The organism is Streptomyces venezuelae, assembly GCF_008642355.1.
In the GTDB taxonomy this organism is placed as follows: Bacteria; Actinomycetota; Actinomycetes; order Streptomycetales; family Streptomycetaceae; genus Streptomyces; species Streptomyces venezuelae_B.
Genome location: NZ_CP029193.1, coordinates 4,189,430 through 4,202,347 on the forward strand (window position 1 = coordinate 4,189,430; position 12,918 = coordinate 4,202,347).

Consider the following 12,918-nt stretch of genomic DNA (forward strand, 5'->3'; position numbering starts at 1 on the left):
CGTCAAGCTCGGTGCCCGTTCCGTGACCGTACGCGCAAGAAGCGTCTCGGAAGCGTTACAAGTTTGCGCATGGGACCCCCGGGCGGCTTTGATGTCCGGTCCACCTCGGACCGGCGGGGGGCGCGAAGGCTGTAGCGTGGCCGACTGAGTACCCGGTATCTCCACGTACTCGGCACCAAGTACCACGACCAGAAACGACGGCGAGGACTGATGGCACAGACGCAGCGCGCTCAGGGCCCGTCCGACCCCGAGGCGTCTGGCGGCGGTATGTCAGACGCGCCTGAATTGTGGGGGAACGGCGGGCTCGTCGGCGACGGCCGGTACCGGCTGACCCACAGACTCGGCCGGGGCGGCATGGCCGAGGTCTTCGCGGCCGAGGACGTGCGTCTCGGCCGTACGGTCGCGGTCAAGCTGCTCCGCTCCGATCTCGCGGAGGACCCGGTCTCGAAGGCGCGTTTCACGCGTGAGGCGCAGTCCGTGGCCGGTCTCAACCACCACGCCGTGGTCGCGGTGTACGACTCCGGTGAAGACGTCGTCGGGCCGAATGTCGTCCCGTACATCGTCATGGAGATCGTCGAGGGCCGGACGATCCGCGATCTGCTGCTCAACGCGGAGGCGCCGGGTCCGGAGCAGGCGCTCATCATCGTGTCGGGCGTCCTGGAGGCCCTGGCCTATTCGCACCAGCACGGCATCGTGCACCGCGACATCAAGCCCGCGAACGTGATCATCACCCACACCGGCGCGGTGAAGGTGATGGACTTCGGCATCGCCCGCGCCCTGCACGGCGCGCAGTCGACGATGACGCAGACCGGCATGGTCATGGGCACGCCCCAGTACCTGTCGCCGGAGCAGGCGCTCGGCAAGGCCGTTGACCACCGCTCCGACCTGTACGCGACGGGCTGTCTCCTCTACGAGCTGCTCGCGCTGCGGCCCCCGTTCACCGGTGAGACGCCGCTCTCCGTCGTCTACCAGCACGTCCAGGACCAGGCCGTGCCGCCGTCCGAGGTCTCGGACGCGGCGCCGCCGGAGCTGGACGGGCTCGTCATGCGCTCCCTCGCGAAGGACCCGGACGACCGGTTCCAGACCGCCGAGGAGATGCGCGGCCTGGTCCAGTACGGGCTGCAGATGCTGGCCGAGCAGGGCAGTCACACGGGGACCTGGAACACCGGCCCCGTGGCGATGCACGAGGGGGGCGGCACCCCGGCGATGGGCGTCGCGGGCACCACGGCGATGGCGCACCCGGACTCCGGTACCGCGCAGATCCCGAGCCCGATGCTGCGTCCCCCGGGCGACGACGGCGGCTTCGACGGCGGGCACCGCGGCGGCACGGGCGGACGCCGCGGCAGGCTGTGGATCGTCGCCGTGCTCGCGATCATCGCCATCGCGGTGGGTGTGGCGTTCGCGCTGAACGCGAGCGACAAGAAGGACAAGAAGGACCCGCCGAAGACTCCCGCGACGAAGCAGTCGCAGTCGAAGGAGCCGAGCAAGAGCGCGGACGACGAGACGCAGGACGAGACGTCGGACCCGGACACGGGCACGGGCGGCGAGACGGACTACACCGAGCCGACGAACCGGCCGACGAACCCGACGTATCCGACGACGCGTCCGTCGACGCCGACGGGGGACCCCTCGACGCCGACGGGGGACCCGAGCACCCCCACCCAGGACCCGACCAAGCCGACTCAGGACCCGACCGAGCCCTCGGACCCGCCGACCGATCCCGGTGGCGACGACGAGGGTGCGGGCAACGGTGGCGGCGGCGAGGGCGAAGGGGCCTGAGCCGGACCGGCGCCTGGCGGCCTACAGGATGTGCTGCAGCTGGCGGTCGTGGCCGGTGTGCAGCGTGTGGACCGTGGTGAACTGCGGCTCTATCCGCAGGTAGACCGGGTCGAAGAGCTCGCCGTCCACGTAGTGCGGGGTGGACCCGAAGAGTTCGAGCTCCGCGTTGGTCGGCTCGACCCGGTCGCAGACGCCGACGAGCTGGACGGTCCACTGGACGTCCTTCGCGCTCGCCACGTTGAGGTTGTCCGCGCCGTACGCGACGACGCTGCCGACGCAGGCCTGGTGGTAGCCGTATCCCTTGTGCATGCGGAGCAGGATCTTCCCGTCCACGACGATGTGCCGGGCCGCGGCGAGGAAGGGCAGCGCGCGCATGCTGGTCGCCACCCGGCCGTAGTCGGTGCGGCGGAGCAGTTCGAAGGCGAGCCGGTCGTCGGTGGGCATGCACCCACCTTGGTTCATCGACAGGGCGTCGGAAAAGGGGATCCCGCCCCCATCAACGAAGGACGTAAGTCCCTGAACCGGCGGGTTCGCCTGTCCGTCGCGCCCGGGGGCGCGTCAGTGCTGCTTCTCCGCCTGCATGCGCGCCACGTACGCCGCGGCCTGGGAGCGCCGCTCCATGCCCAGCTTGGACAGCAGGCTGGAGACGTAGTTCTTGATCGTCTTCTCGGCGAGGTGCAGCCGCTCACCGATCACGCGGTTGGTCAGGCCCTCGCCGATCAGGTCGAGGATCTTCCGCTCCTGATCGGTGAGGTTGGCGAGACGGTCGTCGCCCTTGGCGTTGTTGCCGTCACGCAGCCGCTCCAGGACCCGGGCGGTCGCGACGGGGTCGAGCAGGGACTTTCCCGCGGCCACGTCGCGCACGGCGGTGAGGAGCTCATTGCCGCGGATGGCCTTGAGGACATATCCCGAGGCACCGGCCATGATCGCGTCGAAAAGGGCCTCGTCGTCGGCGAACGAGGTGAGCATCAGGCATTTGATGTCCTCGTTCTGCGAACGGATCTCGCGGCACACCTCGACACCGCTGCCGTCCGGCAGGCGCACGTCGAGAACCGCCACGTCGGGGCGGGTCGCCGGGATCCTGACCAGGGCGTCCGCCGCGGTGCCGGCCTCGCCGACCACTTCGATGTCGGCCTCGACGGACAGCAGCTCATGGACTCCCCGCCGGACCACTTCATGGTCGTCGAGGAGAAAAACCGTAATTTTTCCATCTTCGCGCACGGAGCCAGTCTCACACACGATCTCTTTGCGTGCCTGTGCGGAACCCTTCGGAACCCTTCCCGTCCCCGGGGTGGCCGGGATAACGTGCCGGTGTTCCGGCCCCCTGCCAGGCTGTGATCAGTGCTGTGACCAGGAAGTGTTCCCGGTTTTCTCGGGATACTCGGAAATCCGAGTATGTCGACTGACTGACCGTTTACTTGGAAATCCAAGCAAATTCGCAGGTCAGATGGGGTTTCACAGAAATGGGACGCACTGGGTAACGTGCTTTGTGCAGGGCGCTCGCCGGGGCACCTGTCACGCCTGTTCCCGGCTGAGTCGCACCCACCCCGTGCGCGGGCACGGACCAGGCGAGCCGTACTGGTTTTCCCGGTAACCCCCGGGGGCCGGACCGACGGAGGAGCACACGTGACCGTGGAGAGCACCGCCGCGCGCAAACCGCGCCGCAGCAGTACCGGCGGCGGCAAGCGCGCAAGCGCCAAGAAGCCCGCGCCGCAGAAAAGCACCGAGCCCGAGCTCGTCCAGCTGCTCGACCCCGAGGGCAAGCGGGTCAAGGACGCGAGGAACGCGGTGTACGACGCGTACGTCGCCGACATCACCGCGGAAGAGCTGCGCGGTCTCTACCGCGACATGGTCCTCACCCGCCGCTTCGACGCCGAGGCCACCGCACTGCAGCGCCAGGGCGAGCTGGGCCTGTGGGCCTCGCTGCTCGGCCAGGAGGCCGCCCAGATCGGTTCGGGCCGCGCCACCCGCGACGACGACTACGTCTTCCCCACCTACCGGGAGCACGGCGTCGCCTGGTGCCGCGGCGTCGACCCGACGAACCTGCTCGGCATGTTCCGCGGCGTGAACAACGGCGGCTGGGACCCGAACAGCAACAACTTCCACCTGTACACGATCGTCATCGGCTCGCAGACCCTGCACGCCACCGGCTACGCGATGGGCGTGGCCAAGGACGGTGCGGACTCGGCGGTGATCGCGTACTTCGGCGACGGCGCCTCCAGCCAGGGCGACGTGGCGGAATCGTTCACCTTCTCCGCGGTCTACAACGCGCCCGTCGTGTTCTTCTGCCAGAACAACCAGTGGGCCATCTCCGAGCCCACCGAGAAGCAGACCCGGGTGCCGCTGTACCAGCGCGCGCAGGGTTTCGGCTTCCCCGGCGTACGGGTCGACGGCAACGACGTCCTGGCCTGTCTCGCGGTCACCAAGTGGGCGCTGGAGCGCGCCCGCAACGGCGAGGGCCCGGCGCTGATCGAGGCGTTCACGTACCGCATGGGCGCGCACACGACCTCCGACGACCCGACCAAGTACCGCAACGACGACGAGCGGGTGGCCTGGGAGGCCAAGGACCCGATCCTGCGGCTCCGGGCGTACCTGGAGTCCGAAGGTCACGCGGATGAGGGATTTTTCGCGGAACTCGACGACGAGAGCGAAGCGTTGGGCAAGCGAGTGCGAGAGGTGGTGCGGGCGATGCCGGATCCGGATCTGATGGCGATCTTCGAGAACGTCTATGCCGACGGGCATGCCCTCGTGGACGAGGAGCGCGCCCAGTTCGCCGCCTACCAGGCGTCGTTCGCGGACGCCCCCGCGGCAGGGGAGGTCAAGTAACCATGGCTGTCCAGAAACTTCCCATCGCCAAGGCGATCAACGAATCCCTGCGCACCGCGCTGGAGAACGACCCCAAGGTCCTCATCATGGGTGAGGACGTCGGCAAGCTCGGCGGCGTCTTCCGGGTGACCGACGGACTGCAGAAAGACTTCGGCGAGGAGCGGGTCATCGACACCCCGCTCGCCGAGTCCGGCATCGTCGGCACGGCCATCGGCCTCGCCCTGCGGGGGTACCGCCCCGTGGTGGAGATCCAGTTCGACGGTTTCGTCTTCCCGGCGTACGACCAGATCGTCACGCAGCTCGCGAAGATGCACGCCCGTGCGCTCGGCAAGATCAAGATGCCCGTCGTCATCCGCATTCCGTACGGCGGCGGCATCGGCGCGGTGGAGCACCACAGCGAGTCCCCCGAGACGCTCTTCGCGCACGTCGCGGGCCTCAAGGTGGTCTCTCCTTCGAACTCGGCGGACGCCTACTGGATGATGCAGCAGGCCATCCAGAGCGACGACCCGGTGATCTTCTTCGAGCCGAAGCGGCGCTACTGGGACAAGGGCGAGGTCGACAAGGAAGCGATCCCCGGCCCCCTGCACAAGGCCACCGTCGCCCGCGAGGGCACCGACCTCACGCTCGCGGCGTACGGCCCGATGGTGAAGGTCTGTCTGGAGGCGGCCGCGGCCGCCGCGGAAGAGGGCAAGTCCCTGGAGGTCGTCGACCTGCGCTCGATGTCGCCGGTCGACTTCGACTCCGTGCAGGCGTCCGTCGAGAAGACGCGGCGGCTCGTCGTCGTCCACGAGGCCCCGGTCTTCCTGGGCACGGGCGCGGAGATCGCGGCGCGCATCACCGAGCGGTGTTTCTACCACCTGGAGGCGCCCGTGCTGCGGGTCGGCGGCTATCACGCCCCGTACCCGCCGGCGCGCCTCGAGGAGGAGTACCTGCCGGGCCTCGACCGGGTGCTCGACGCCGTCGACCGCTCGCTGGCGTACTGAGGGAGAGGGTCGTGACGACGATGACAGACACCGCTCTTGCCGAGTTCAAGATGCCCGACGTGGGCGAGGGACTCACCGAGGCCGAGATCCTCAAGTGGTACGTACAGCCCGGTGACACGGTCACCGACGGCCAGGTCGTGTGCGAGGTCGAGACGGCCAAGGCCGCCGTCGAACTCCCCATTCCGTTCAACGGCGTCGTACGGGAGCTGCGGTTCCCCGAGGGCACCACGGTCGACGTCGGCCAGGTGATCATCGCGGTGGACGTGTCGGGCGGAGGCGCCCCGGTCGCCGAGCAGGCGACGGTGCCCGAGCCGGCGCCGACCGCGGAGTCCGTGGCGGCTGCCGAGCCCGAGGCGGAGTCCGCCGCTCCGGAGGGCCGCAAGCCCGTGCTCGTCGGGTACGGGGTCGCCGAGTCCTCCACCAAGCGCCGGGCCCGCAAGCCCGCCGCGCCGGAGGCGCCCGCCGCTCCCGCCGCGGTACCGGCACCGGCCGCCTCGGCACCGACACCCGCACCGGCACCCGTGCCCGCACCGCAGTCCCCGTCCCTGAACGGGCACAACGGCGCCCGGCCGCTCGCCAAGCCGCCGGTCCGCAAGCTCGCCAAGGACCTCGGCGTGGACCTCGCGACGATCACGCCGTCCGGCCCCGACGGGATCATCACCCGCGAGGACGTGCACGCGGCGGTGGCCCCGGCCCCGGCCGCCGCACCGGCCCCGCAGGCGCCCGAGCCGGTCGAGGCACCCGCCCCCGCGGTGCCGTCCCCCGTGGCCGGTGCGGACGCCCGCGAGACCCGCATCCCGATCAAGGGTGTCCGCAAGGCCACCGCGCAGGCGATGGTCGAGTCGGCGTTCACGGCGCCGCACGTCACGGAGTTCGTGACGGTCGACGTCACGCGGACGATGAAGCTGGTCGAGGAGCTCAAGCAGGACAAGGCGTTCGAGGGGCTGCGGGTCAACCCGCTGCTGCTCGTCTCCAAGGCCCTGCTCGTGGCGATCAAGCGGAACCCGGAGGTCAACGCGGCCTGGGACGAGGCGAACCAGGAGATCGTCCAGAAGCACTACGTGAACCTGGGCATCGCCGCGGCCACCCCGCGCGGTCTGATCGTGCCGAACATCAAGGACGCGCACGCCAAGACCCTGCCCGAACTGGCCGCGTCGCTCGGTGAGTTGGTGTCCACGGCCCGCGCGGGCAAGACCTCGCCCGGCGCCATGCAGGGCGGCACGGTCACGATCACGAACGTCGGTGTCTTCGGCGTCGACACGGGCACGCCGATCCTGAACCCCGGCGAGTCCGCGATCCTCGCGGTCGGCGCGATCAAGCTCCAGCCGTGGGTCCACAAGGGCAAGGTGAAGCCCCGTCAGGTGACGACGCTCGCGCTGTCCTTCGACCACCGCCTGGTGGACGGGGAGCTCGGCTCGAAGGTGCTCGCCGATGTGGCGGCCATCCTGGAGCAGCCGAAGCGGCTCATGACCTGGGCGTAGGGACGTACACGAAGAGGGCCCCGCCGCGACGTCGCGGCGGGGCCCTCTTCGTGTACCGGCTGAGTCGTCACGCGACCTTGAAGCCGTAGTCAAGGAGCTTCTTGGCGTCCTTGGTGCGGTTGGCGAGCGAGGAAGAGGTCAGGACCGTGCCGATGACCGTCTTGCCGTTGCGGGTCGCCGCGAAGACGAGGCAGTACTTCGCCTCGGGGCCGGAGCCCGTCTTCACGCCGATGGCGCCGCGGTAGGAGCCGAGGAGGTTGTTCGTGTTCGTCCACGACATGTTGCGGTAGCCACCGGACTTCGTGGTGACCTTCTGCTTCGTCGACTTCGTCTTCACGACCGTACGGAACGTGGAGTACTTCATCGCGTTGCTCGCGAGCTTCGTCAGGTCGCGCGGCGTCGAGTAGTTGGCGCCGTGCCCGATGCCGTCGAACGAGTCGAAGTGCGTGTTCCGCATGCCGAGCGTCTTGGCGGTCGAGTTCATCTGGCCGATGAAGTTCTTCACGCGCTTGGCGCGGGTCGAACCCTTGCCGAACTTGTCCGCGAGCGCGTACGCCGCGTCGCAGCCGGACGGCAGCATCAGACCGTAGAGGAGCTGGCGGACGGTGACCTTGTCACCGACGATCAGGCGGGCCGACGAGGCGTAGTTGTTGCGGACGATGTAGTCGCTGTACGCCTTGTCGATCTTGACCTTGGAGTTCAGGTTCAGGTTCCGCTGACCGAGCACCACGCGTGCCGTCATGATCTTCGTCGTGGAGCCGGTGGAACGGCGGGTGTCGGCCGTCTTCGTGAAGAGGGTCTTCCCCGTGGCGTTGTTCATCACATAGCCGCCCTTGGCGACGATGGACGGCTTCGGCGGTGCGGCCGCGTGGGCCGGGCTGGTGAGGGCGCCGCCGGCGAGCATCGCGCTCGCGGTGACGAGGACGGCGGTCGCGCGACGTGCGCCCTTGATGCCGGTATTCAAGACAAATGCTCCAAATGCCCTTGGGCTGCGGCTGCATGAGGGTGCCGCTCACTGATTAGACGAACGAGAGGGGCGGATGGATGCGCTGATGTGCCGGGGAAATTCGGCCGGGCGGGAGGGACCGTCCATGCCGGGGATGCTCGCCATGTGGACAGCGGTACCCCTGTATACCTGTTGTATCTATGCTGTGCCCATGCCAGCCGCCACCGCTCTCACCCCCGCCACCCCCACCGCTTCCGCGGCTTCCGCCGCGCCCGCCAAGCGTCTCCCCGCCGCCGAGCGCGTCTACGCCCACGTCAAGCAGGCCGTCCTGGAGCGCCGCTACGAAGGCGGCACGCTCCTCACCGAGGGCGAGCTCGCCGAGGCCGTGGGGGTGTCCCGCACCCCCGTGCGCGAGGCGCTGCTGAGGCTGGAGGTCGAGGGGTTGCTGCGGCTCTACCCGAAGAAGGGCGCCCTCGTGCTGCCCGTCTCCGCGCAGGAGATCGCGGACGTCGTCGAGACGCGGCTGCTCGTCGAGACGCACTCCGTGCGCAAGGCGGTACCCGCGCCCGCGGCCCTGATCGGCCGCCTCGAAGAGCTCCTCGACCGGCAGCGCGCGCAGGCCGCCGTCGGTGACCTCGCCGAGGCCGCCGTCACCGACCGCTGCTTCCACGCGGAGATCGTCCGCAGCGGCGGCAACGAGATCCTGTCCCGCCTCTACGACCAGCTGCGCGACCGGCAGCTGCGGATGGGCGTCGCCGTGATGCACTCGCACCCCGACCGCATCGCGAAGACCCTCGCCGAGCACGAGGAGATCCTCGACGCGCTGCGTCGCGGCGACGCGGACGCGGCGGTCGCCGTGGTCACCCGGCACGTCGGCTGGTTCCAGAACCTGGCGCGGGGCGAGGTCCGATGAGCTCCGCCGCCGCCCCCGTCTCCCTGCCCGGTGATCCCCCCGGCGGCAGGAAGGCCGTCCTCGTCTGGTCCATCGGCGTCGCCGTCTACTTCGTCGCCGTCATCTTCCGGACGTCCCTCGGCGTCGCGGGCCTCGACGCCGCGGACCGCTTCCACGTCAACGCGTCGGCCCTGTCGACGTTCTCCATACTCCAACTGCTCGTCTACGCGGGCATGCAGATACCCGTCGGCCTCATGGTGGACCGGCTCGGCACCAAGAAGGTGCTGACCATCGGAGTGGTCCTCTTCACGGTCGGCCAGCTCGGCTTCGCGTTCTCCCCCTCGTACGCGATGGCGCTCGCGTCCCGCGCCCTGCTCGGCTGCGGCGACGCGCTGACGTTCATCAGCGTCCTGCGGCTCGGCACCCGCTGGTTCCCGGCCCGGCGCGGCCCGATGGTCGCCCAGCTCGCGGGTCTCGTCGGCATGGCGGGCAACCTCGTCTCGACGCTCGTCCTGGCCCGCCTCCTGCACTCCGTCGGCTGGACGGCCGCCTTCGCCGGGAGCGCGCTGTGCGGTGTCGTCGTCCTCGTCCTCATGTCGCTGTTCCTGAAGGACCACCCCGAGGGCCACGAACCGGAGCCGGTGCCGCACACCGGGGTGGCGTTCGTGCGCGAGCAGATCGCGCTGTCCTGGCGGGAGCCCGGCACCCGGCTCGGCCTGTGGGTGCACTTCACGACGCAGTTCCCCGCGATGGTGTTCCTGCTGCTGTGGGGCCTGCCGTTCCTCGTCGAGGCGCAGGGCCTGTCCCGGGCGACGGCCGGTGAACTGCTCACGCTCGTCGTGCTGTCCAACATGGTCATCGGTCTCGTCTACGGCCAGATCGTGGCCCGGCACCACGCCGCGCGCCTCCCGCTGGCGCTCGGCACCATCGGGACGACGGCGGCGGCGTGGGGCGCGACGCTCGCCTGTCCGGGCGAGCACGCACCGATGTGGCTGCTGATCGTCCTCTGCGCGGTCCTCGGCGCCTGCGGGCCCGCCTCCATGATCGGCTTCGACTTCGCGCGGCCCGCGAACCCGCCGGAGCGCCAGGGCACGGCCTCCGGCATCACCAACATGGGCGGCTTCATCGCCTCCATGACGACCCTGCTGGCGATCGGCGTGCTGCTCGACGCGACCGGCGACAACTACCGGATCGCGTTCTCCGCCGTCTTCGTCCTGGAGGCGCTCGGCCTCGTCCAGATCCTGCGGCTCAAGTCGCGGGCCGTGCGCAGGGAGCGGGAGCAGCTCGTCGCGAGCCGCGTCGAGGCCGTGCACGTACCCGCCTGAGCCGTCCCGCCTGAACCGTCCGTCCGGAGCCGTCGGTTCGAGCCGCTACGGCGTCACCGCGAAGTTCCGCAGGATCGCGTCCGCCAGCTCGTGGTCGCCCTCGGCCTTGACGCGGTCCGCGACGGACGCGTACGTCACGCGGCCGCAGGCCAGTCTGAAGTACGTCTCCCAGTCGAGGCCGAGGGTGACGAGCGGGCCCAGGGAGGGCGCGTTGTCGACGGTGCCCTTGCCGTCGGCGTCGATGCGGACCGTGCGCAGGAACTCGACGGGCCCGCTGACGTCGAAGACGACCGCCGAGTTCGCGGGGGCTCCGGCCTTCTCGCCGACGACCTTCGGGAGGCCCTTGAGGAGCAGGTCCCGTGCGACGTACGCCCCGGGGGAGTCGAGGTTGCCGGGCTTGCGCAAGGTCGTGCGGAGGTCCTGCTCGTGCACCCACACGTCGAAGGCCCGCAGCCGCATGGCCAGTTCGAGGGTCTGCTCGGAGCCGAGGGGGCCGCGGATCTTGGTGGAGGGGTCCCGCGACTCGTTCCGCAGCTGCCGGGAGCGGCGGATGATCGTGTACTCCAGCTCGGAGGTCATCTCCGGTGCGGTGTGGTGGCGCCGCACGTCGACCTGCATCTCCATGTACCGCTGGCCCTCGGTCTTCACGTGGTACAGGTCGCGGGGGAGGGTGTGGATCGGGCGGGGGTCGCCCAGCATCTCGCAGTCCAGGCCTATGACATGGGAGACGATGTCGCGCACCGACCAGCCGGGGCAGGGGGTGGCCCAGTTCCACTCCCCCTCGGCGAGCGGCGACACCAGCTCGGATATCGCTTCGACGGAGTGCGTCCAGGCGTCGGCGTAGGTTTGCAGGCTGGGATGGAGACTCACGGGACCCCTTGCGGTTGTACGCGGGCGGTGGGTGTCTGAGACGTTAAGTTACGCTGCCCGCAGGCACCCCGGCAGTGCTTTCGTGTGACGATCGTAGGCCCGTGTTGCCGACTCGAATGCCAGGACGGTGGTAGTGTGCGCGCCTCTCTCATCCAGATCGCCGTAGACGAGGACGAAGCGGTCAATTCCCGTCGGTCGCGGGTCGCTTCACTGGTACGTGAAGTGAGTGCGCGGGACGGGTCGGACCTGGTCGTTCTCCCCGAACTGTGGACCACGGGTGCGTTCGCGTACGAGTCCTTCGCGGACGAGGCGGAGCCCCTGGAGGGCCCCACGTACGAGGCCATGTCGAAGGCCGCGAGCGAGGCGGGCGTGTGGCTGCACGCGGGCTCGATCCCCGAGCGCGACCCGGACGGTCCCCTCTACAACACCTCGCTCGTCTTCTCCCCCGCGGGTGAGCTCGCCGCCGCGTACCGGAAGATCCACCGCTTCGGCTTCGACAAGGGCGAGGCCGTCATGATGGCGGCCGGCTCCGAGCTGGCGACGTTCCGCACGCAGGACACGACGTTCGGCCTCGCGACCTGTTACGACCTGCGCTTCCCCGAGCTGTTCCGGGGGCTCGTCGACGCGGGCGCCGAGATGTTCGTCGTGCCTGCGGGGTGGCCCGCGCGGCGGCTGGAGCACTGGCTGCTGTTCGCGCGGGCGCGGGCGGTCGAGGACCAGGTGTACGTGCTTGCCTGCGGCACGGGTGGGGCGCACGCGGGGGTTCCGCAGGCGGGGCACAGTGTCGTCGTCGACCCGTGGGGCGAGGTGCTCGCGGAGGCGGGTGACGGCGAGGAGGTCCTCACGGTCGACCTCGATCCCGGAAAGGTCTCGGCGACCCGTGAGCAGTTCCCGGCCCTGAAGGACCGGCTCCTCGGACAGGCGCCGCCGCAGCGGGGTGCGCGGGGCGCCTAGCGGGGTTCTCCTGCGGCGGGGTGCGCGACCGCGGGGTCTCCTGTCAGTCGTCGTCCCCCTCGCGTTCCTTCTCCGCCAGGCGGATCACACAGACCGCGACAGCGAGGAGGAGCGCGGGGTCGGCGTCCTCGCGCACGACCTGGAGGCCGTACGTCTCGCGTACGCGGAACCAGCGGCGTGAGATGTCGGCGAGCAGTTCGCCGTCGTACTCGATGGCGAACTCGCGGTCGAGGATCTTGCCGCTGACGTCGAGCGCCGTGCCGTCGACCAGCTCGACGCGGTAGTGGTTGCGCAGCAGCGACAGGCGCTTGCGCTTGACCGTGGCGAGTGGCTCGCCCTCCCGCTCGATGACCATCGTGTCGCGCAGGGCGAGCATCTTGGCGTGGATGTCGATGAGCACCCTGCCCTGCATGTCCTTCAGCTCGAAGGTCTCGCGCAGGCGCATGGCCTTGCCGTCGACGAGGAAGACCTTGCGGCCCTGGTCGTCCTCGATCCAGTAGTCGTCACCGATGCCGAGCACGCGGTCGCGTACGAGAAGTCTCATGGCGCCATGACTACCCCGAACCGTCCCACTTCGGACACGGTCGCGGGCGGCGTGGCGTCAGTAACCGCGGGGCTGCTGGTCGGGGTCGACGACGGTCGTCTGGGCGACCGGCGGGACCACCGCCCTCCTGCGACGGGCGATGCTGGTGAAGACGGCGACACCGATGAGGCCCACGGCCATCATGATGAGACCCGTGACGGTGACGTTGAGCCCGTCCATTTCCCAGTCGGTCGCGAACGTGAGGATGGCACCCACGGCGATCAGAAGTATGCATCCGCCGAGGCCCATATGGACCGCCTCCCTGCGTAGTGGCTACGA

The 12,918-nt window shown here is 69.7% G+C and carries 13 protein-coding genes; 7 read left to right on the top strand and 6 right to left on the bottom strand.

Going from position 1 to position 12,918, the window contains the following annotated elements; genetic code table 11:
- Positions 1 to 210 precede the first annotated feature (210 nt).
- On the top strand, positions 211 to 1,779 hold the full coding sequence (locus tag DEJ47_RS19405) for a protein kinase domain-containing protein (RefSeq protein ID WP_150170035.1): 1,569 nt from the start codon (positions 211 to 213) through the stop codon (positions 1,777 to 1,779).
- Positions 1,780 to 1,800: 21 nt separating this feature from the next.
- Here DEJ47_RS19405 and DEJ47_RS19410 read toward each other — a convergent pair whose 3' ends face one another.
- Positions 1,801 to 2,223, bottom strand: a complete 423-nt coding sequence (locus DEJ47_RS19410; protein ID WP_150170037.1) for a pyridoxamine 5'-phosphate oxidase family protein — start codon at positions 2,221 to 2,223, stop codon at positions 1,801 to 1,803.
- Positions 2,224 to 2,337: 114 nt separating this feature from the next.
- A complete protein-coding gene (locus tag DEJ47_RS19415; RefSeq protein ID WP_150170039.1) occupies positions 2,338 to 3,000 on the bottom strand; it encodes a response regulator in 663 nt (220 codons plus the stop codon).
- A gap of 405 nt (positions 3,001 to 3,405) precedes the next feature.
- On the opposite strand from DEJ47_RS19415, the gene pdhA reads away from it, so the two are divergent.
- Genes pdhA through DEJ47_RS19430 form a run of 3 tightly spaced genes read left to right on the top strand, consistent with a single transcriptional unit; the run spans position 3,406 to position 7,069 of the window.
- On the top strand, positions 3,406 to 4,605 hold the full coding sequence (gene pdhA / locus DEJ47_RS19420; RefSeq protein WP_150170041.1) for a pyruvate dehydrogenase (acetyl-transferring) E1 component subunit alpha: 1,200 nt from the start codon (positions 3,406 to 3,408) through the stop codon (positions 4,603 to 4,605).
- Between the two features lie 2 nt (positions 4,606 to 4,607).
- Positions 4,608 to 5,588 (top strand): alpha-ketoacid dehydrogenase subunit beta, encoded by a 981-nt coding sequence (locus DEJ47_RS19425; protein WP_150170043.1) that lies wholly within the window; start codon positions 4,608 to 4,610, stop codon positions 5,586 to 5,588.
- 20 nt (positions 5,589 to 5,608) lie between these two features.
- On the top strand, positions 5,609 to 7,069 hold the full coding sequence (locus DEJ47_RS19430; RefSeq protein ID WP_150175739.1) for a dihydrolipoamide acetyltransferase family protein: 1,461 nt from the start codon (positions 5,609 to 5,611) through the stop codon (positions 7,067 to 7,069).
- Between the two features lie 67 nt (positions 7,070 to 7,136).
- Here the strand turns inward: DEJ47_RS19430 and DEJ47_RS19435 are convergent, their stop codons facing one another.
- Entirely contained in the window at positions 7,137 to 8,033 is an 897-nt protein-coding gene (locus DEJ47_RS19435; RefSeq protein WP_223828412.1) for a D-alanyl-D-alanine carboxypeptidase family protein, read from the bottom strand.
- A 193-nt stretch (positions 8,034 to 8,226) separates the two neighbouring features.
- On the opposite strand from DEJ47_RS19435, the gene DEJ47_RS19440 reads away from it, so the two are divergent.
- The gene (locus tag DEJ47_RS19440) at positions 8,227 to 8,928 is read left to right on the top strand and encodes a GntR family transcriptional regulator (protein WP_150170045.1); all 702 of its coding nucleotides are present in this window, start codon (positions 8,227 to 8,229) and stop codon (positions 8,926 to 8,928) included.
- Positions 8,925 to 10,232 carry an MFS transporter gene (locus DEJ47_RS19445; protein ID WP_150170047.1) on the top strand — a complete coding sequence of 436 codons (1,308 nt, stop codon included), beginning with the start codon at positions 8,925 to 8,927 and terminating at the stop codon, positions 10,230 to 10,232. The genes DEJ47_RS19440 and DEJ47_RS19445 overlap by 4 nt, the downstream gene beginning before the upstream one ends.
- A 45-nt stretch (positions 10,233 to 10,277) precedes the next feature.
- Here the strand turns inward: DEJ47_RS19445 and DEJ47_RS19450 are convergent, their stop codons facing one another.
- Positions 10,278 to 11,102, bottom strand: coding sequence for a maleylpyruvate isomerase family mycothiol-dependent enzyme (locus tag DEJ47_RS19450; protein ID WP_150170049.1), 825 nt, complete (start codon positions 11,100 to 11,102; stop codon positions 10,278 to 10,280).
- Positions 11,103 to 11,237: 135 nt separating this feature from the next.
- On the opposite strand from DEJ47_RS19450, the gene DEJ47_RS19455 reads away from it, so the two are divergent.
- On the top strand, positions 11,238 to 12,056 hold the full coding sequence (locus DEJ47_RS19455; RefSeq protein WP_150170051.1) for a carbon-nitrogen family hydrolase: 819 nt from the start codon (positions 11,238 to 11,240) through the stop codon (positions 12,054 to 12,056).
- A 43-nt stretch (positions 12,057 to 12,099) separates the two neighbouring features.
- On the opposite strand, the gene DEJ47_RS19460 is transcribed toward DEJ47_RS19455, so the two are convergent.
- Both DEJ47_RS19460 and DEJ47_RS19465 read right to left on the bottom strand, forming a co-directional pair.
- Positions 12,100 to 12,600 carry an LURP-one-related/scramblase family protein gene (locus DEJ47_RS19460; protein WP_150170053.1) on the bottom strand — a complete coding sequence of 167 codons (501 nt, stop codon included), beginning with the start codon at positions 12,598 to 12,600 and terminating at the stop codon, positions 12,100 to 12,102.
- A 57-nt stretch (positions 12,601 to 12,657) separates the two neighbouring features.
- Positions 12,658 to 12,888: a DUF6458 family protein gene (locus DEJ47_RS19465; protein ID WP_150170055.1), complete on the bottom strand. Its 231-nt coding sequence runs from the start codon at positions 12,886 to 12,888 to the stop codon at positions 12,658 to 12,660.
- Between the last annotated feature and the right edge of the window lie 30 nt (positions 12,889 to 12,918).